The following is a 19,335-nucleotide window of genomic DNA, read 5'->3' on the forward strand; positions in this document are numbered from 1 at the left end:
CCTCCCCCGCCCCGCCCCGCCCCGCGCCGCCCGCCTCTGCCCTGCCGCAACTCTTAAAGAGTCGCGGCGTCGACGGCGATCGGAAGGCGCGACTCTTTAAGAGTTGCGACAGGGGTGGGGGGTCTTGGGCTCGTCCCGTCGCGCAGGTCATCGGCGTGATTGGGGGGTTTGGGGGCGACACGGCTTCCCGGCATGCGGGAGCTTGCTGGTCTGGGGGCTGCGAAAGTGGGACGCTACCCAACGTGATCCGCCTCGTACTGATTATTGGCACCTAGCGCGCCGGCCGCACCTGGGCAACCAGGCCCCTCGCCGACGCGCAGACCTCCCGCGACCGCGGGGGGTCTTTTGTTTTGCACCACTTCCCGGTTCTCACGTCGGCGCCCGCCAGGCGGACGCCACACAGGAGGTCACACGACATGCAGATCTTCGACACCACGCTGCGCGACGGAGCCCAGCGCGAGGGCATCACCTACTCGGTAGCCGACAAACTCGCGGTGGCACGCCTGCTCGATCAGTTCGGGGTCGGGTTCATCGAGGGCGGGTGGCCTGGTGCGGTGCCCAAGGACACCGAGTTCTTCGAACGGGCGCGCACCGAGCTGGAGTTGCAGAACGCGGTGCTGGTCGCGTTCGGCTCGACCCGCAAGGCGGGCGTCGCGGCGGCCGACGACGCGCAGCTCGCGGGGCTGCTCGCCGCGCAGACACCGGCGGTCTGCCTGGTCGCCAAGTCCGACGTACGCCATGTCGAGCGCGCGCTGCGCACCACCCGCGAGGAGAACCTCGCCATGGTGGCCGACAGCGTGACCCACCTGCGCGGTCACGGCCGCCGGGTGTTCGTCGACTGCGAGCACTTCTTCGACGGCTTCCGCTTCGACCCGGAGTACACCGCCGCGGTGGTGCGGGCGGCGCTGGACGCGGGCGCGGAGCGGGTGGTGCTCTGCGACACCAACGGCGGCATGCTGCCCTCGCAGATCAGCAAGGCCATCGCCGACCTCGTCGCGCGGCTGGGCGTCTCGCCGGAGCTGTTCGGCATGCACGCGCAGAACGACACCGCGTGCGCCGTCGCCAACACGATCGCCGCGGTCGAGGCGGGCGTACGCCACGTGCAGGGCACCGCGAACGGCTACGGGGAGCGCCCCGGCAACGCCGACATCTTCGCCATCGTGGCGAACCTGCAGCTCAAGCTCGGTATGACCGTCCTACCGGACGGCTGCCTGGAACAGATGGCGCACGTGTCGCACGCCATCGCCGAGATCGCCAACATCGCACCCGACTCCCACCAGGCATACGTCGGGTCCGCAGCGTTCGCCCACAAGGCGGGTCTGCACGCGAGCGCGATCAAAGTCGACCCGGCCCTCTACAACCACGTGGACCCGGCCGTGGTCGGCAACGACATGACGATCCTCGTCACCGAGATGGCCGGCCGGGCCAGCATCGAGCTCAAGAGTCGCGAGCTCGGCCTGGACCTGGCCGGCCAGCCGGACACCCTGTCGAAGGTGACGCACCGGGTGAAGGAGCTGGAGGCGGCGGGCTGGTCCTTCGAGGCCGCCGACGCGTCCTTCGAGCTGCTGGTGCGCCAGTCCCTGGGTGAGCAGACGACCCCGTTCACGCTGGAGTCGTACCGGGTGATCGTCGAGCACCGCGAGGACGGCGCGGTGGTCAGCGAGGCGACCGTGAAGCTGCGGGTGCGGGGCGAGCGCGTCATCGCCACCGCGGAGGGCAACGGCCCGGTGAACGCCCTGGACCAGGCGCTGCGCCAGGCGCTGGAGCGGCACTTCCCGCAGCTGACCGGGCTGGAGCTGGCCGACTACAAGGTGCGCATCCTGGCGGGCTCGCACGGCACCGAGGCGGTCACGCGGGTGCTGGTGGAGACGGTGGACACCGACGGGCGTGACTGGACCACGGTCGGCGTGCACGAGAACGTGGTGGAGGCGAGCTGGCGGGCCCTGGTCGACGCGCTGGCGTACGGCGTCGCGGCCGCGGGCGGGGACCGCAAGGCGCGTTCGCGGCGCTGACCTGGGGGTTGGCCGGATTCGTGAAAGGATACTACGCAGTAATTGCAAGATATGTAAACTCTTGACATTGATGAGCGTGGTTGGCACAGTGCCTCGCATGTCTCGACGTTTCCCCCGCAACGCCCTCGTCCGGGCGTTCACCGTGCTGGTGATGGCGGCCATCGGATCGGTGGCCGCCATCACCGTCGGCGCGTCCCCCGCGTACGCCGACGGCTGCTACACCTGGGGCCGTTCCCTGTCCTCGGGCATGTCCGGAGAGGACGTCCGCCAGTTGCAGATCCGCGTCGCGGGCTGGCCGGGCTACAACAACACCATCGGCATCGACGGCGTCTTCGGTGGCGAGACCCGTGACGCGGTCGTCCGCTTCCAGCAGGCGTACGGCCTCGGCGCGGACGGCATCGCCGGACCGCAGACCTTCAGCAAGATCTACGCGCTGCAGGACGACGACTGCACGCCGATCCACTTCAGCTACGCCGAGCTGAACAAGTGCAACACGACCTGGGCAGGCGGCGCGGTCTCGGCCGCCACGGCCAAGTCCAACGCGCTGCGCGCGATGTGGCGCCTGGAAGCGCTCCGGCACGCCCTCGGCGACCAGGCCCTGCGCGTCACCTCCGGCTTCCGCAGCACCGCCTGCAACAACTCCGCGGGCGGCGTCTCCGGCAGCCGCCACCTCTACGGCGACGGCGTCGACCTCGGCTCCGGCCCGGCCTCCCTGTGCACCATCGGCAAGCAGGCCCGCTACCACGGCTTCACCGGCATCCTCGGCCCCGGCTACCCCGACCACTCCGACCACATCCACACCGACGCCCGCAGCGGCATCCTCTGGTCCGCCTCGCAGTGCTTCTGACCGGACCGAAGGAAGGGCACCTTCTTATCGCCATGGCGATAAGAAGGTGCCCTTCCTTCGGCTAGGGCGGCGGCGAGGGCGGCGGTAGGCTGCGCGGCACGCACCTCTGACGGCCCGGTCCGTCCGACCTGGAGGAACCCCGTGAGCGACAACCCCTACCGAGCACCGGCCCCGCCCGCGGCACCCGTCCCGGTGCAGCCCGCGGCATACGACCCGGCCGTGCCCGCCGTCGCCGCCGGGTCCGATTCTTCGCCGAACGCCCCGGCGCAGGCCAGGCGGCCGGTCGAGGCCGGGTCGGTGTGGCGGGGCATCTTCACCATGCTCGGCGCGCACGCGCTGACCATGGTGGTGGGCCTGGTCGCGGGGGTGGTGTTCGGGCGGGAGAGTGACTACGGCCCGCTGGCGGACGGGGACCAGGCCTACGTGTTCGTGGTCGTCGGCGTCTTCGCGCAGTTCATCCTGGGGATCGTCGCCCTGGTCACGGGCATCGGCGGCATCATCCGCAGGGACGGCGGCAAGGGCTCGGGCCTGCTCATCGGCTGGGTCGCGGGCATCCCGGCCAGCCTGATCGCCGGTATCGTCATCACGGCGTCACTGGCCAACATGTAGCCACCCGCGCGGACCGGTCAGGCGGTGGCGGCGGCGACGGTCAGGGTGCCGGAGTCGGCATCGAGGACCGCGCGCGTGCCCAGGGGGACTGCGGTGTGCTGGGTGCCGTGGCCGATCGGCAGGCCGCCGAGGACCGGCAGGCCCAGGTCGAGCAGGCGCTCGGTGAGCACGTCGGCGATGGTGACCGGCCAGGCGTCGGCGCAGTCGGTGAACTGGCCGACGGCGATGCCCGCGACGCCGTCGAGCGCGCCGCTGCGGCGCAGGTGGGTCAGCATCCGGTCGACGCGGTACGGGTACTCGCCGACGTCCTCGATCAGCAGGATCGCGCCGGTCAGGTCCGGCAGGTGCGGCGTCCCGAGCGTGCTGACCAGCAGCGACAGGTTGCCGCCGAGCAGCGTGCCTTCGGCGCGGCCGCCGGTGCGTACGCCATGGGTGTCCTCGGCGGGGTCGGCGGCGACGACCACCGGCTCCCCGCTCATCAGCGCGTGGCGCGCGCCGAGCGCGGTCGCCGAGTCCGCGCCCTTGTCGAACTGCGCCGCGACCGGCCCGTGCACGGTGGCCAGCCGCGCGCCGCGCCACAGTGCCAGGTGCAGGGCGGTGATGTCGGAGAATCCCATGACCACCTTCGGATCACGGCGTACGGCGTCGAGGTCGACGCGGTCGGTGATGCGCTGCGCGCCGTAGCCGCCGCGGGTGCACAGCACCGCCCTGACCTGCTCGTCGCCGAGCGCGTCGTTGAGGTCGCCGAGCCGCTCGTCGTCGGTGCCGCCGAAGTAACCGTGCCGGGCCAGCACGTGCGGGTAGACCCGGGGCGCGAGACCCCAGCCGGTCAGCACCGCCACGGCCGCCTCGACGCGCTCGGCGGGCACCGGCCCCGAGGGTGACACCAGCGCGACGGTGTCGCCGGGCCGGAGGGTCGCGGGGTGCAGCGTGGCGGTCATGGGCGCAGAGCCTAACGCCGTGCACGGAACCTTCACAAAGCCAACACCTAGTTGACCATGAAAATGCATAGCATCCCGTGCATGAAACGGTTCGTTCTGCGCGTGCTGCCCTGGGTGCTGGCGCTGCCGGCGGCGGCGTGGGCCGTGTTCCGGATCGCGGGCTGGGACGACGGTTACCCGATGGCGCAGCTGATGGCGTTCACGCCGTACGTCGCGGCGGGTGCGCTGGTGCCGCTCGCGGTGCTGCTCGGGTGGCGGCGCTGGGCGGCGGCCGGGCTGGCCGGGGTGACCGCGCTCGCGCTGGCCGTGGTGGTGCTGCCGCGCTGGTTCGCCGACGGCGACCCGACGGCCGGGGCGGCGGGCACACCGCTGCGGGTGATGAGCGCCAACGTGCTGGTGGGCTCGGCGGGGTCGGCGGAGCTGGTCGCGCTCGTGCGGGCACATCGGGTGGACGTGCTCGCGCTGCAGGAGGTGACCCCGGACTTCCTGGCGGCGGCGGACGCGGCGGGGCTGGGCGGTGAGCTGCCGTACCGGGCGGACCACTCCGTGCCCGGCGTCGAGGGCTCGGCGCTGCTGTCGCGGTATCCGTTGCGCGACGGCGGGATGCGCGTCAACCCGGGCGGGTTCCGGCAGGCGTACGCCGAGGTCGTGGTGCCGGGCGGGGGCAGTGTGCTGGTCGAGTCGGCGCACCCGCTGGCGCCCTGGGCCGACTTCGTCACGCCGCTGTGGGCGCGCGGCGTCGAGGGCCAGCCGCGGGCCACGCCGGACGGGCCGGTGCGGGTGCTGCTCGGCGACTTCAACGCCACCCTCGACCACCACCTGCTGCGCGACCTGATCGGCTCCGGTTACCGGGACGCGGCCGACGTGCTGGGGCGGGGCCTGTCCGGCACCTGGGGCCCGTACGACGGGGACCCGATCCCGCCGGTGACGCTGGACCGGGTGCTCGCCGACCGGCGGGTGGGCGTCAAGGACTTCCAGGTGCTCGAACTGCCGCACAGCGACCACCGGCCGGTGTACGCCGAGCTGGTCCTGCCCTAGCCCGCGCCGCTGTTTGAGCGAACGCTCAAGCCTGCTAGGCTAGCGTTTGATCGACCGCTCAAATATGTGGCACGGGCCGTGTTTCCTTAGGGGATCGTCCTGACTCGACACTGCCGGGCGCACCGGCAACTGTTTTGTCAGACCGGTGCGAGAAGGTCTGCGCGTCCCGCACAGTCGGGGACGCGACAGTACGGGCGGTGCCGGCCACATTGGCAACGGGGGGTGGCCGGCACCGCCCGCACGCGCGTCGGTCATGCACTGGCCCAGGATCGAGGGAGCGGCATGTCCGACACGAAGCAGCGGTTGCTCGACGGCGCCATGGAGACGCTGCGCAAGCAGGGGATCGCGGGCGTCTCGGCCCGCAACATCGCCGGGGCGGCGGGAGTCAACCAGGCGCTCGTCTTCTACCACTTCGGCAGCGTGGACGACCTGCTCGTGGCGGCGTGCACGGCCGCGACCGCCGAGCGCGTCGCGGCGTACCGGGACCGCTTCGCGACCGTCGGCTCGCTGCGTGAACTGCTCGACGTCGGCCGCGCGCTGCACGAGGAGGAGCGCGAGCTGGGCAACGTCGCCGTGCTGGCGCAGATGCTGGCCGGGGCGCAGCACGACGAGAAGCTGGCCCGGGTCACCGCCGAGGCGCTCGGCATGTGGACCACCGAGATCGAGTCGGTGCTGACCCGCGTGCTGGCGGGTTCGCCGTTCGCCGAGATGGCCGACGTGCCCGGACTGGCCGGTGCGATCTCGGCCTCGTTCGTCGGGCTGGAGCTGTACGAGGGTGTCGACCACCCCGCCGCGCAGCGCGCGATGGCGGCGCTGGAGCAGCTGGGCGCGCTGCTGGAGGTCGTCGAGGAGCTGGGGCCGGTGGCCCGCCGGGCACTGCGGAGCAAGGTCAGCAAGGCGGCCGCCCGCCGGGCTTGAGCCTGGCCGCTGAGAGGTCCCGCCGGGGCCGGGCTAACCTCGTCAGCGTGGCGACCGCACTGGTGATCGAGAACGACCCGACCGACGACCTGCGCCGACTCGGCGACTGGCTGACCGAGGCCGGGCTGGAGCTGTCCGTGCTGCGCCCGCACGCCGGGGACGCCCTGCCCGACGATCTTGAGGGCTACGCCGCGTTCGTGGTCATGGGCGGCGAGCAGGACGCGTTCGGCAGAGACGGGGTGCCCGGCGCGCCGTGGTTCCCGAAACTGGAGTCGCTGCTGCGCAAGGCGGTCAAGAACCGGGTGCCGACGCTGGCCATCTGCCTCGGCGGGCAACTGCTGGCCCAGGCCCACGGCGGCACGGTCGAGCGCTCGACCAGCGGCCCCGAGATCGGCGCGCGCCTGGTCGCGCGGCGCGACGTGGCCGAATCCGACCCGCTGTGGTGGGCGGTGCCGTTCGCGCCCGACGTGATCCAGTACCACTTCGACGAGATCACCGAGCTGCCGCTCGGTGCGACCCTGCTGGCCGCCTCGCCGCGCTACCCCCACCAGGCGTTCCGGGTCGGCGACCGGGCCTGGGGCACCCAGTTCCACATCGAGTGCGACGTCGACATGTTCGCGAACTGGGTGGAGAACAACCGGGACTGGATGACCGAGCAGGGCTGGCAGCCCGACGGGCTGATCGCCGGGGTCGAGGCCACCCAGGACGACGTGACCGAGGTATGGCAGCCGTTCGCGCGCCGCTTCGCCGAACTGGCCCTGGGCACCCTGCCCGGAGCGGGCCGCCGTGAGCTTCCGCTGCTGAGCTGAACCGTGCTGCGGCTTGGGCGGCCGGGTGCGCGCCGATAGCCTGAGCGGGTGGCGGGCATCGGGCGGTTGGCACGGTACGGCTTCACGCTGTCGGCGAACGGCCCGGACCCGACGGTGCTGCTCGGCGCGACCGGGCTGAACCTGTGGGACGCGCCCGCGCAGCGGCCGGTCGACGAGGAGGGCGCGCTCATCCTGGAGCAGCTCGGCCGGGCCGCCGACCCCGACCTGGCGCTGCGCCAGCTGCACCGGATCGCCGAGCGCGACTCCGGCGCGGACAAGGGTGTCCTGGAGCGGATCGGCGCCGACGAGGACCTGCGTATCCGGCTGCTCACCGTGCTGGGGGCGTCCTCGGCGCTGGGCGACCAGCTCGCCGCGCAGGCGGGCCAGTGGCAGGTGCTCACGCACACCGTGCCGCCGCGCTACGAGGTGCACAGCGGGCTGGCCGACGTGCCGTCGCTGCGGGCCGGTTACCAGCGCGGGCTGCTGCGCATCGCGGCGGGCGACCTCGCCGACGGCGTCGCCGTCGAGACGACGATGGCCGAGGTGACCGCGCTGGCCGACGCGACCCTGCGGGCGGCGTACCGAATCGCGCTGGGGCGGGTCGGCGACCAGCGGCCCCGGCTGGCCGTCATCGCGATGGGCAAGTGCGGCGGGGACGAGCTGAACTACGTCTCCGACGTCGACGTCATCTTCGTCGCGGCCGAGGACGAGGACCTCGCCGCGGGCACCACCGTCGCCGCGGCGCTGATGGAGATCTGCGGCCACGTCGCCTGGCCCGTGGACGCCGCGCTGCGGCCCGAGGGCGGGCGCGGGCCGCTGGTGCGCACCCTGGCCAGTCACCTCGTCTACTACCAGCGCTGGGCCCGCACCTGGGAGTTCCAGGCGCTGCTCAAGGCACGGCCGGTGGCCGGGGACGCGGGCCTGGGCAAGGCGTGGCTGGCCGCGCTCCAGCCGCTGATCTGGCACGCGGCCGAACGGCCCGAGGCCGTCGAGGACGTACGCGCCATGCGGCGGCGCATCATCGACCAGGTGCCCCGCGCCGAGATCGAGCGGGAGATCAAACGCGGGCCGGGCGGGCTGCGCGACATCGAGTTCGCGGTGCAGCTGCTACAGCTCGTCCACGGGCGCGGCGACGAGACGCTGCGCTCGGGCAACACCCTCAACGCGCTGCGGGCACTCGTCGAGGGCGGGTACGTGGGGCGCGGGGACGGGGAGGCGCTCAGCGCGGCGTACCGGTTCCTGCGCAACGTGGAGCACCGGCTGCAACTGCAGCGGCTGCGGCGTACGCACACGGTGCCCGCCGACGACGGCCAGGCGGGCACCCTGGCCCTGCGCTGGCTGTCGCGGGCCATGAACTACCGGCGCGAGGAGCCGTCGCTGGGCACCGGCCGGGGCCGGGAGGGCGGCGGCCTGGACCCGATCACGGCGTTCCGCGCCGACTGGGTCACCCACGCCGCCGAGGTGCGCCGCCTGCACGCCAAGCTGCTCTACCGGCCGCTGCTGGCCGCCGTGGCCCGGGTGCCCGCCGACGGCCTGTCACTGCGCGCCGACGCCGCCCGCAAGCGGCTGGAGCTACTCGGATACGCCGATCCGGCGGGCGCGCTGCGGCACATCGAGGCGCTGACCGCCGGGGTGTCGCGTACCGCGGCGATCCAGCGCACCCTGCTGCCGGTGCTGCTGGCCGAGTTCGCCGACGCGCCCAACCCCGACGCCGGGCTGCTGGCCTACCGGCAGGTGTCCGACACGCTGGGCACCACGCCCTGGTACCTGCGCCTGCTGCGCGACGAGGGCCCGGTGGCGCTGCGGCTGGCCCGCGTACTGGACAGCTCGCGCTACCTCACCGACCTGCTGTCGCGCGACCCGGAGGCGCTGCGGCTGCTGGCCGACGACACCGAACTGGCGCTGCGCACCCGGCAGTCGCTGCTCGACGGCACGGCGGCCGCCGCCGGGCGGCACACCGACCCGCGCGCGGCGGTGGTCGCGGTGCGGGCGATGCGCCGCCGGGAGCTGTTCCGCATCGGCAGCGCCGACCTGCTCTCCGGGGCGGGCGAGCTGGCCCCGGCCAAGCCTGTCGGCATCACCGAGGTCGGGCAGGGGCTGGCCGACCTCACCGACGCGACCATCGCGGCGGCGCTGTCGGTGGCCCGGCAGGCCGCCGGTGTGCCGGATGAGCTGCGGTTCTCCGTGATCGGCATGGGGCGGCTGGGCGGGGCCGAGACGAGCTACCCGAGCGACGCCGACGTGCTGTTCGTCTACCAGCCCGCGCCCGGCATGAAGGACGACGAGGCCAACGGGGCCGCGCTGGCGATCGCCGAGCAGTTGCGCACGCTGCTGTCCGCGCCCGCGCCCGACCCGCCGCTGGGCATCGACGCCGACCTGCGGCCCGAGGGGCGGCAAGGCCCGCTGGTGCGCAGCCTCGCCGCGTACCAGCGGTACTACGCCACCTGGTCACAGGTGTGGGAGGCGCAGGCGCTGCTGCGGGCCCGGCCCGTCGCCGGGGACGCGGGCCTGGCCGCCGACTTCATCGCGCTGGTCGATCCGGTGCGCTACCCGGTCGACGGGCTGCGCCGCGAGCAGATCGTGGAGATCCGGCGGATCAAGGCGCGGGTGGAGAACGAGCGGCTGCCGCGCGGGGCTGATCCGCTGACCCATACCAAGCTGGGGCGCGGCGGCATCGCCGACGTCGAGTGGACGGTGCAGCTGTGGCAGCTCCGGCACGGGCACGAGGTGGCGGGGCTGCGGTCCACGCGTACGCTCGACGCGCTCGCCGCCGCCCACGCGGCCGGGCTCGTGACGGTCGAGGACGCCGAGGTGCTGGCCACGGCGTGGACCCTGTGCTCGCGGGTACGCAACGCGCTGACGCTGATCCGGGGCCGGGCCGTGGACCAGCTGCCCCGGCACGGCGTCGAGCTGGCCGGGGTGGCCCGCCTGCTGGGCGGCGGCGATCCGGGGGAGTTCCTGGACGAGTACCTCAAGGTCACCCGCCGCTCCCGAGCCGCCGTCGAGCGGCTGTTCCTGGCCTGAGGCGGCGGGGGTTGAGGTTCGACATAGACGGTGGCCTATTACGTTGATTATGATCTGCAAATTTTCAACGTAATAGGCCAACGTCTATGAAAAGCGGAGGGGTCGCGCGGGGCCGGGTCAGCCCGGCGCGCGGGGGTGTCGGCGTGCTCAGGGAGTGTCCATGGTCATGTCGTAGGGTGATCGCGTGACGCTCTACGTGGTCGGTGACGTGCACGGCCATCTCGTGCCGCTGACCCAGGCGCTGCGGGTCACCGGCCTGCTCGACGCGCAGGGCGGCTGGACCGGCGGCGACGCGCGACTGTGGTTCCTCGGCGATCTGACCGACCGCGGCCCGGACGGCCTCGGCGTGATCGATCTGATCCGACGGCTGCAGGGCGAGGCCGCCGCAGTCGGCGGCGAGGTCGGCTGCGTGATCGGCAATCACGACATGCTGCTGTACGGCAGCCGCTTCGTCCCCGCGTCGCCGGTGACCGAGGTGCGCACGATCGTGCAGGTGTGGGCTCTGAACGGCGGCCAGGAGCACGACCTCGAGGGGCTGGACGAGCAGCGGGCCGCCTGGCTGGCGGCGCTGCCAGCGGTCGCCCTAGTCGACGACCACCTGCTGCTGCATGCCGACACCCTGGCCTACCTGGAGTTCGGGCCGACCATCGACGAGATCAACGCCACGGTGCGCACCATCATGCGCGAGCACGATGAGCGGACCTTCGGGCGCAACACCCGGCTGCTGTTCCGTCGCTTCGAGTTCCTGGAGCACAACGACGGCGTCGCCAACGCCCGCCGGCTGCTGGACTCCCTCGGCGGACGCCAGATCGTGCACGGCCACTCCACGATCCCGGAGACGTTCGGCGTCGCCCCGTCGGCGGTCCGCGGCCCGGTCACGTACGCAGAGGGCCTGGCGATGGCCGTCGACACCGGCATCTCGCTGGGCGCACCCTGCATCATCGTGCCGCTGCCCACGCCGCAACCCGCCTGAACCGAAGGAAGGGCACCTTCCACAACGTCTGGCGTGGTGAAGGTGCCCTTCCTCCGTCAGATCACGGCTTCAGGGTCTGCGTCTGCGCCGACTCCTTCTCGATGGTCGCCTTGGCGAAGCGGAACGGCAGGGTCTGGCCCGTACGCCACAGCTCGAACTGGTCGGCGTAGTTGTCGTGGAACGCGTGACCCGAGTTGCCGGTCAGCTGGATCCAGCGCGAGTCGTCCAGGTCCGCCATGTTCACGATCATGCGCATGGACGGCACCGCGTCGACCTCGTACCCCTGCCCGGCGCTCCAGCCGGTGGCGTTGACGATCGCGTCGCCACCCGAGACGCCCACGGTGTCCCGGTTGAACAGCCACTCGATCGGCCCGATGCCCGACTCGCCGAACGTCGCGTGGGTCGGGGTGAGGGTGTGCATCGCGCCCCAGCGCCACTGCTTCGGGTCCTCGCCCTGCGCCTCCGACAGCTCCTTCACCGCCGCCGACATGGCCTGGGCCAGCATGTCGTCCCGCTTCTCGACCGCCGGGGTGCCCTTGGCGTCCCACCACTTGTCGTCAGGCTTGCTCAGCAGCCCGCGGACCACCTCGAACCAGCGGTCCCCGCCGTCGGCGGCGTAGTCGGCGCCCAGCTCGTCGAAGGTCAGGCCGAGCAGGTTCTTCCAGACCGCGTTGTAGTACGCCGCCGCCGCGGAGTCCGCGCCCTGCTGGAAGTCCCAGTCGGCGAGCAGCGCGTCGGCGTTCTTCTCCACCTGCGACGGGGCCTGCCGGGGGGCCTTCTGCAGGGCCGGGATCAGCGTCGGGGCGAAGCCGTTGCGGTTGTCGAACTGCTGCTTCTGCACGTCGTCGAGCGTGATCTTCCCGCCCGCCGCGCCGATCATGTCGTAGATGCGCTGGCTGCGGTAGCCGTAGCTCCAGTCGTCGGTCAGGTGCCGCTGGTACTGGTCGCCGATGACCGCCTGGTTGGCGGTGACCACGTAACCGCGCTCGGGGTTGAGCACGTTGGGCAGCTCGTTGAACGGGATGAAGCCCGTCCAGTCGTACGCCGGGTCCCAGCCGGGCGCGAACCACTTGCCGTCGCCCTTGCCGCGCACCGGGATACGTCCCGGCGACTGGTAGCCGATGTTGCCCGCCGTGTCGGCGTAGACGATGTTCTGCGCGGGCACCTCGAACAGCGCGGCCGCCGCCCGGAACTCGTCCCAGTTCGAGGCCTTGTTGATGGCGAACACGGCGTCGCCGGTGCGGCCCGGGTCCAGCGCGGTCCAGCGCATCGCGATCGCGTACTGCCCGCCGAGCTTCTTCAGGCTCTCGCTGGCGTCCGACAGCAGCGGCCCGTGCTTGCTGGTGCGCACCGTGATGGTGACGTCGTCGCCCCCGGCGACCTTGAGCACCTCCTGGCGTGAGGCCAGCGGCTCCCACCCGTCGCCGACCTTCACCTTGTCGCCCTCGACCTGCTCCAGGTACATGTCGATGACGTCGGGGTCGAGGTTGGTGAAGCCCCACGCGATGTTCGCGTTGTGGCCGATGACCACGCCGGGCACGCCGGAGAAGGTGAAGCCCGCGATGTCGGCGCCGCACTCGCAGTGCAGGCCCATCTGGTACCAGATTCCGGGCTGGCTCGGGCTCAGGTGCGGGTCGTTGGCCAGGATCGGCTTGCCGGTGGCCGTGAGCTTGCCGCTGATCACCCACGAGTTGGAGCCGATGCCGTCGCCGTCGGCGTTGCCCATCAGGCCCGGCAGCGCGGCCAGCGCGTCGGCCATCTCGTTGAGGCTGCTCGCGGCCAGGCCCGCGACCGGGGTGGTCGGCGTGCCGGCCGGGGTCGCCGGGGCGGTCGCCTTCGCGTCGAACGCACCGTTGGTGATCGCGCCGCCGGTGACGATCGGCAGGTTGCGGTCGATCGGGTACGCCGGGTAGAGCTGGTCCACCTGCTCCTTGCTCAGGCCCTCGGCCTGTAGCGCGGCGCGGCGGATCTCGGCCTCCATGTTGCCGCGCAGGTCCCAGGCCATCGCCTTGAGCCAGGCCAGGCTGTCCACCGGCGTCCAGCGCTCGATGACGTAGTCGGCGTTCTGCAGGCCCAGGATGCCGTACTCCAGGCTCAGCGCCCCCGAGGCGGCGAACCCGTCGCCCTCGACGTCGGTGTTGGCGGCAAGCCACGCGTTGACGCCCGCGGCGTACGCCTCCAGGCCCTTGCGGGACTCCGGCGTCAGCAGCGCCACCTCCTGCTCGGCGACCCGGCGCCAGCCCATGGTCCGCAGGTACTTGTCCGTCTCCAGCTGGGACTGCCCGAACAGCTCCGAGACGCGTCCCGCCGTCACGTGGCGGCGGAAGTCCATCTCCCAGAACCGGTCCTGGGCGTGCACGAAGCCCTGGGCGCGGTACATGTCGTCGCTGGTCTTGGCGTAGATCTGCGGGATGCCGTGCGCGTCGCGACGCACGGTCACCGGCGCGGACAGCCCGGACAGGGTCAGCTCACCGTCGAGGGTCGGCATGGCGCGGCGCACCGACCACACGGTCAGCCCGGCGACCACGACGGCCAGCACCGTCACGACGCCGAGCAGCCAGATCGCGGTGGTACGCAGGCGGCGCAGCCAAAGGCGTGGGGGTTTCACGTTCGCGGAGTCTACGCATGCTTTGTGATCCCCGTTACCACCAGGTAACCCAGACTTTGCTGGTCAGGTGCGCAGTCTTACCTGGGCCGTTCCGGTCGCCCGCTCGTTCGGATCCACGATGAGCTGATATGTCCCGGTCGACGGCAGCTCGGTGCCCTCCTCGCGCAGCCCGCCCTTGCCGTTGATGAGGCAGCCCGACTCGACCACGTCGCCACCGGGTCCACGCAGTTCCAGGCCGCCGCACTGGCTCGGCAGGTCGGTGCTCGGCACCTCGATGAACACCTTCTGCCCGATCCGGCCGGTGAAGGTCAGCACGCTGACCGCGCCCGGCTGCCCGATCCGCACCGTCACCGCGTCGCCGTCCACCGGCAGGTCGAGGCGCTGGTCCACGGCGAGGCTCACCTTCACCTTCGCCTCGCCGACGCTCTTCTCCCGCGGGTCCACGACCACCGTGTAGGCACCGGCCTCGGTCAGCGTGACACCGTCGATGTAACCCGCGCCGTTGATGACGCAGCCGCTGGTCACCTGCTTGCCGTCGGGGCCGAGCAGGTCCAGGCCGCCGCACTGGCTCGGCAGGTTGGTGGCGGGCACGTCCACGAACACCTTCTGCCCGGCCGTCGCGGTGAAGGTGAACCGGGCCACCGTGCCCGGCTTCGGCAGGCGCGCGGTCAGCTCCGGGCCGTCCACGACGATCGGTTCCCGCTGGTCCTCGACGGTCAGCAGGCGCAGCCGCGCCTCGCCGGTGTCGTCGCCGCCCGGGTCGACCACGATGCTGTACGTGCCGGTCTCCGGCAGCACCGTGCCGTCGATGTAGCCCGCGCCGTTGATGACGCAGCCGCTGGTCACCTGCTTGCCGTCGGGGCCGAGCAGGTCCAGGCCGCCGCACTGGTTCGGCAGCGTCGTGGCGGGCACGTCGACGAAGACCTTCTGGCCCTTCGTACCCGCGAACTCGACCTTCGCGACCGCGCCCGGCGCGTCCACGCGTACCGTCCAGGTCTGCCCGCCCAGGTCCGCGCCACCGGCGAAGACCTGGCCCGCCTTGGCCGCGACCGCGAAGTCGGGCTGGCCGGTCAGCGCCACGTCCAGCACGCAGCCCGCCAGCACCGCCGGATCCGACACGCCCAGCCCACGGCAGATCGCCTCCGCCGAGGCCCGGTTCGGCAGGTCGGCCGTGGCCGCGTCCTGCTCCGGGAACGCACGGTCGACGTAGCTGTCGGGGTTCTTGCCTTCCGCGTAGGTGAACAGCGACGACGCGGCGTCGACGCGCCAGCTGTCGGCGTACGCCGGATACAGCGCCGCGAACGCCGGCTGCGCGCCCAGCGGCTGCCCGCCGCGGGGCCGCACGTCGTCGTCGGACTTGCCGTTGAAGTCGCCGAGCAGACCTTCGAGCTTCCCGGCGTACGCCTGCGCGGGCTCGACCGACAGCGCCAGGCCCCAGACGCCGATCGGCTCGATGACCAGACGCGATCCGTTCTTCCAGCGCAGCTCGACGTCGCCGCCCGCGACCGTGCGGACCTCACCGCCGCCGGGCAACTGCTTCGGGGACGCCAGCTCGGCCGGGGCCGGACCGGTCGCCAGGCCCGCCACCAGCAACTCCACTCCCGCCGTGGTCATCCTGGCCTCGACCCGGTCCCCGTCGACCTTCGCGGCGACCGCCGAGTTAACCGCCACGATGCGCGAACCGGGCACCGGCTCCTGCCGGACCTGGATCTCGTACGCCCCCGCCGTGTCGCGGACCGCGACGAACTCGCCCGCGGCCTGGAAGTCGTAGCGCAGCCCGTCGATCGTGCGCAGGTGCGGGTCGCCGGTGCTGTGCCCGCAGCCCGCGCCCGTGCAGGCCGGCGGCGGCGGGGGAGCAGTGCAGTCGCCACTGGGCAGCGGGCGGTCGCCGTAGTGGCTGCGCACCGGGCGGCCCAGCGCCTCCCGCAGCTTGTTCTGCGCCCGCGTCGCCATCACCTCGGTCGTCGGGATACCGCTGCCCGCGCAGTCCTCCCGGCTGTACGTGCCCTGGTTGTGCTGGTAGGCGTGGTGCAATTCGTGGTAGAGGGTGTCGCACGGGTCGGCGCTGCCGCCGCTGCCGAAGTACGCGTGCCGGTCCTCGACGTCCCAGAACACCAGGATGTTGTTGCGGTCCAGGGCACCCTCGTGGGAGTCGCCCGGCTGAGCCGGGATGACGCTGACGGTCACCCCGTCGGCCTCCAGCGCGGGCAGGATGCCCGCCGGGTCGCCGCCGGGCCCGTGCAGGACCGCGCTACATGCCGCCCAGGCCTCGGCCAGCCCCGGATCGGTCACGATGATCTCGGCGTACGCCGGACGCGCCGGAACCGCCACCGCCCCCAGCGTCACCACCAGCGCCAGCACGACCACCCCGCCGATCCCGGCCGCCCCACCGGACCCCGCGCCACCGGACTTCCCACCGGGCGCGGAGCCGTCGCCGGCGTCGCCGCCGTCCGAGGCGGCCACGTCGCCCGACGTGGCGGTTGCGCGCTGTCGCCTGCGCCGGTTCGGCACGAGCAGCAGGACGACGGCGAGCGCGGCCACCAGCACGCCGACCCCGGCCAGGATCGCCCAGTGCCACCACGGGCGGCCTGTGCCGTTCGTCGCGTCTGTCGTGCCCGCCCCGGCCAGTGGGGCGCAGGCGGCCGGGCCGCTCTCCGGCACGATCGGCACCGCGTAGGTGAACTCCAGGCGCAGCGGCACCCCGGCCTTCACCGGGTACAGCGAGCCGAACGCGCCCGCCCCGGCCGACCACGTGACGATCTCGATCGCGTGCCCGGTCGGCCCGATCGGGATGGCGCGCAGCGGCACCTCGACCTCGGCGCCCGGCTCCAGCGTGTGCAGCCGCTCGGCCAGCACCGTGTCCAGGGACTCCGCGAACGACGTCTCCAGCGCCAGCGGCGTGACGGCGACGCCGTCCTGCTCCAGCCGGGTCACCGCGAGCGTGCCGTACGTCGAGGTGACCACCTGGCACGCCGCGTCACCCCGGTTGGCCAGCACCAGCACCGTCGCGAGTGGATCATCGCCGCGTACGGTCACCGCCAGGTCCCCGGCCGCTCGGGCGGGGTTCGCGGGCAGGAGTACACAAACGAACGCGGCCGCGGTGAGCAGCGCGCGGCGGAGGGGGTGCGCCATGCGGCACACGATAGGCCCTCGCACCCTTGTGGTCGGTCGGGAAGCGGATAGGTGACACGGGCGCATGCCATCTAAGCTCGTGAGCGCCTTCCGGGCGAGCCCCCTCATTCCAGGAGAACTCCGATGTACCTGATGAACAAGCAGTTCTGGATCGCCAGTGCCGAGCGTGCCATCAAGACGTTCGTGCAGGCCCTCATCGCCGCGTTCGGCGTCGGCCAGGTCAGTGGCGCGGTCGGCGTCGACGTCGCCGCGATCGACTGGCGCGGCGCGCTGTCGCTGGCCTTCAGCGCCGCGCTGCTGTCGCTGCTGATGTCGGTCGGCTCCGGCCCGATCGGCGCGGCCAACAGCCCCAGCATCCTCACCGCGGCCCCGGCCGCCGCCGCCACGGCCCTGGTCGCGGCCGCCGCCGCGAGCCCGGTGCTCGCCCCGGCCGTGGCCGTCGCCACCGACGCCGCCGCCCCGGCTGCCGCCCCCGCTCCGGCCGCTGAACCCGTCGTCGCTGTCGCCGCCGCTGCCGCACCTGCGACGGACTCCGCTCCGGCCACGGTCGCCGCTGCCGCGGTTACCGCTGCTCCGGTCGCCGCTGCTCCGGCACCTGCCGCGGCCGCGTAACCCGGCTCGCCGTCCTGGCCCCGCCGGTCACGGTGCGGAGATCGCTGTCTGGTGTCAAGACCTGCGGTCTGACCACAGGTTTCGACACGAAACGGCGATCTTCCCGAGTCGTGGTACGGAAAAGGCCCCGCCGGAGGCGGGGCCTTTTCCGTACTGCCAGCGGACTCAGCAGTCGAAGTACATCTGGAACTCGTGCGGGGTCGGACGCAGGCGGACCGGGTCGATCTCGTTGGACCGCTTGTAGTCGATCCAGGTCTCGATCAGGTCGCTCGTGAAGACGCCACCGGCCTGCAGGTAGTCGTTGTCCTTCTCCAGCGACGTGAGCACGTCGGAGAGGGAGCCCGGCACCTGGGTGACGTTGGCGACCTCCTCCGGCGGCAGGTCGTAGAGGTCCTTGTCGATCGGAGCCGGGGGCTCGGTCTTGTTGCGGATACCGTCGAGACCGGCCATCAGCATCGCCGAGAACGCCAGGTACGGGTTCGACGACGGGTCGGGGCAGCGGAACTCGATGCGCTTGGCCTTCGCGTTCGTACCCGTGACCGGGATACGGGTGCAGGCCGAGCGGTTGCGCTGCGAGTACACCAGGTTGACCGGCGCCTCGAAGCCCGGCACCAGGCGGCGGTACGAGTTGACCGACGGGTTGGTGAACGCCAGCAGCGACGGGGCGTGGTGCAGCAGACCGCCGATGTACCAGCGGGCCATGTCCGACAGGCCGGCGTAACCGGTCTCGTCGTAGAACAGCGGCTCGCCGCCCAGCCAGAGGCTCTGGTGGGTGTGCATACCCGAGCCGTTGTCGCCGAACAGCGGCTTCGGCATGAACGTCGCGGTCTTGCCCGCGTGCCAGGCGGTGTTCTTGATGACGTACTTGAACAGCTGCATCTGGTCGCCGGAGGCCAGCAGCGTCGAGAACTTGTAGTTGATCTCGGCCTGGCCGGCGGTGCCCACCTCATGGTGGCCGCGCTCGACGGTGTAGCCGAGGTTCACCAGGTTCGTCACCATGGTGTCGCGCAGGTCGGCGTAGTGGTCGGTCGGCGCGACCGGGAAGTAGCCGCCCTTGTAGCCGGGCTTGTAACCCCGGTTGGCGCTGCCGTCGGCGTTGGCCGTCGCGCCGGTGTTCCACGCGCCCTCGACCGAGTCGATGTGGTAGAACGCCTCGTTGGCCTGCGTCGAGTAGCGGATCGAGTCGAAGATGTAGAACTCCGCCTCGGCACCGAAGTACGCGGTGTCGGCGATGCCGCTCGCGGCCAGGTACGACTCGGCCTTCTTGGCCACGTTACGCGGGTCACGGGAGTAGGCCTCACGCGTGAACGGGTCGTGGATGAAGAAGTTCAGCGCCAGGGTCTTCTGGATGCGGAACGGGTCGATGAACGCGGTGGTCACGTCCGGCAGCAGCAGCATGTCCGACTCGTGGATCTGCTGGAAGCCGCGGATGGACGAGCCGTCGAAGGCGAGACCGTCGGTGAAGACGCTCGCGTCGAACGACTGGACCGGCACGGTGAAGAACTGCATCACACCGGGCAGGTCACAGAAGCGGACGTCGACGAACTTGACGTCTTCGTCCTTGAGGTACCGAAGCAGTTCCTCGGAATTGGCGAACAACACGTCCTCCTGGCACGGATGGTCTGCGGGAGCCTCCCGGCCCCCACTTCAGCACATCTCCTGGGCTGACCTCGGGAGACGCGGCCGACGGCGCTGCACTGCGTCGGGTGGCCATTGGCTGGTGGCGACGCTAGAACCGTGGGATTGCCCGGCCGTGTCAGCTTTGTTTCCGCCGTGTTACGTCACCCGTAAACCGGCCCTACAGGCTGCCCG

13 protein-coding genes are annotated in these 19,335 nt (G+C 72.0%); 9 read left to right on the forward strand and 4 right to left on the reverse strand.

Annotated elements, in window-relative coordinates; all coding sequences use genetic code 11:
• Positions 1–416: 416 nt before the first annotated feature.
• The 3 genes from cimA to HAV40_RS16540 all read left to right on the forward strand — a co-directional run bounded on the left by cimA (position 417) and on the right by HAV40_RS16540 (position 3,468).
• Positions 417–2,012 carry a citramalate synthase gene (cimA, locus tag HAV40_RS16530; protein WP_166382156.1) on the forward strand — a complete coding sequence of 532 codons (1,596 nt, stop codon included), beginning with the start codon at positions 417–419 and terminating at the stop codon, positions 2,010–2,012.
• Between the two features lie 97 nt (positions 2,013–2,109).
• Positions 2,110–2,859 carry a D-Ala-D-Ala carboxypeptidase family metallohydrolase gene (locus tag HAV40_RS16535; protein ID WP_166382158.1) on the forward strand — a complete coding sequence of 250 codons (750 nt, stop codon included), beginning with the start codon at positions 2,110–2,112 and terminating at the stop codon, positions 2,857–2,859.
• A gap of 141 nt (positions 2,860–3,000) precedes the next feature.
• The gene (locus tag HAV40_RS16540) at positions 3,001–3,468 is read left to right on the forward strand and encodes a hypothetical protein (RefSeq protein ID WP_166382160.1); all 468 of its coding nucleotides are present in this window, start codon (positions 3,001–3,003) and stop codon (positions 3,466–3,468) included.
• Between the two features lie 17 nt (positions 3,469–3,485).
• Here HAV40_RS16540 and HAV40_RS16545 read toward each other — a convergent pair whose 3' ends face one another.
• On the reverse strand, positions 3,486–4,409 hold the full coding sequence (locus HAV40_RS16545; RefSeq protein ID WP_166382162.1) for a S66 peptidase family protein: 924 nt from the start codon (positions 4,407–4,409) through the stop codon (positions 3,486–3,488).
• A gap of 81 nt (positions 4,410–4,490) precedes the next feature.
• On the opposite strand from HAV40_RS16545, the gene HAV40_RS38890 reads away from it, so the two are divergent.
• The 5 genes from HAV40_RS38890 to HAV40_RS16570 all read left to right on the forward strand — a co-directional run bounded on the left by HAV40_RS38890 (position 4,491) and on the right by HAV40_RS16570 (position 11,171).
• Positions 4,491–5,447 (forward strand): endonuclease/exonuclease/phosphatase family protein, encoded by a 957-nt coding sequence (locus HAV40_RS38890; RefSeq protein ID WP_166382164.1) that lies wholly within the window; start codon positions 4,491–4,493, stop codon positions 5,445–5,447.
• A 282-nt stretch (positions 5,448–5,729) separates the two neighbouring features.
• The gene (locus tag HAV40_RS16555) at positions 5,730–6,365 is read left to right on the forward strand and encodes a TetR/AcrR family transcriptional regulator (RefSeq protein ID WP_166382166.1); all 636 of its coding nucleotides are present in this window, start codon (positions 5,730–5,732) and stop codon (positions 6,363–6,365) included.
• Between the two features lie 47 nt (positions 6,366–6,412).
• Positions 6,413–7,174: a type 1 glutamine amidotransferase gene (locus HAV40_RS16560; protein WP_166382168.1), complete on the forward strand. Its 762-nt coding sequence runs from the start codon at positions 6,413–6,415 to the stop codon at positions 7,172–7,174.
• 48 nt (positions 7,175–7,222) lie between these two features.
• A complete protein-coding gene (locus HAV40_RS16565; RefSeq protein ID WP_166382170.1) occupies positions 7,223–10,198 on the forward strand; it encodes a bifunctional [glutamine synthetase] adenylyltransferase/[glutamine synthetase]-adenylyl-L-tyrosine phosphorylase in 2,976 nt (991 codons plus the stop codon).
• A 184-nt stretch (positions 10,199–10,382) separates the two neighbouring features.
• Entirely contained in the window at positions 10,383–11,171 is a 789-nt protein-coding gene (locus tag HAV40_RS16570; RefSeq protein ID WP_166382172.1) for a metallophosphoesterase, read from the forward strand.
• Positions 11,172–11,232: 61 nt separating this feature from the next.
• Here HAV40_RS16570 and HAV40_RS16575 read toward each other — a convergent pair whose 3' ends face one another.
• Both HAV40_RS16575 and HAV40_RS16580 read right to left on the reverse strand, forming a co-directional pair.
• Positions 11,233–13,779, reverse strand: a complete 2,547-nt coding sequence (locus HAV40_RS16575; protein ID WP_166382174.1) for a penicillin acylase family protein — start codon at positions 13,777–13,779, stop codon at positions 11,233–11,235.
• Positions 13,780–13,842: 63 nt separating this feature from the next.
• The gene (locus HAV40_RS16580; RefSeq protein ID WP_166382176.1) at positions 13,843–16,911 is read right to left on the reverse strand and encodes a VWD domain-containing protein; all 3,069 of its coding nucleotides are present in this window, start codon (positions 16,909–16,911) and stop codon (positions 13,843–13,845) included.
• Between the two features lie 132 nt (positions 16,912–17,043).
• On the opposite strand from HAV40_RS16580, the gene HAV40_RS16585 reads away from it, so the two are divergent.
• A complete protein-coding gene (locus HAV40_RS16585) occupies positions 17,044–17,523 on the forward strand; it encodes a holin (RefSeq protein WP_203671068.1) in 480 nt (159 codons plus the stop codon).
• 165 nt (positions 17,524–17,688) lie between these two features.
• On the opposite strand, the gene glnA is transcribed toward HAV40_RS16585, so the two are convergent.
• Positions 17,689–19,122: a type I glutamate--ammonia ligase gene (gene glnA / locus HAV40_RS16590; RefSeq protein WP_166382180.1), complete on the reverse strand. Its 1,434-nt coding sequence runs from the start codon at positions 19,120–19,122 to the stop codon at positions 17,689–17,691.
• Positions 19,123–19,335: the final 213 nt, after the last annotated feature.

The sequence above is a fragment of the Catellatospora methionotrophica genome (assembly GCF_011297335.1).
Classification (GTDB): Bacteria; Actinomycetota; Actinomycetes; order Mycobacteriales; family Micromonosporaceae; genus Catellatospora; species Catellatospora methionotrophica.

Coding starts and splice junctions, on each gene's coding strand:
- cimA (WP_166382156.1), top strand. CDS start 417: ATGCAGATCTTCGACACCACGCTGCGCGACGGAGCCCAGCGCGAGGGC.
- HAV40_RS16535 (WP_166382158.1), top strand. CDS start 2,110: ATGTCTCGACGTTTCCCCCGCAACGCCCTCGTCCGGGCGTTCACCGTG.
- HAV40_RS16545 (WP_166382162.1), bottom strand. CDS start 4,409: ATGACCGCCACGCTGCACCCCGCGACCCTCCGGCCCGGCGACACCGTC.
- HAV40_RS38890 (WP_166382164.1), top strand. CDS start 4,491: ATGAAACGGTTCGTTCTGCGCGTGCTGCCCTGGGTGCTGGCGCTGCCG.
- HAV40_RS16555 (WP_166382166.1), top strand. CDS start 5,730: ATGTCCGACACGAAGCAGCGGTTGCTCGACGGCGCCATGGAGACGCTG.
- HAV40_RS16580 (WP_166382176.1), bottom strand. CDS start 16,911: ATGGCGCACCCCCTCCGCCGCGCGCTGCTCACCGCGGCCGCGTTCGTT.
- HAV40_RS16585 (WP_203671068.1), top strand. CDS start 17,044: ATGAACAAGCAGTTCTGGATCGCCAGTGCCGAGCGTGCCATCAAGACG.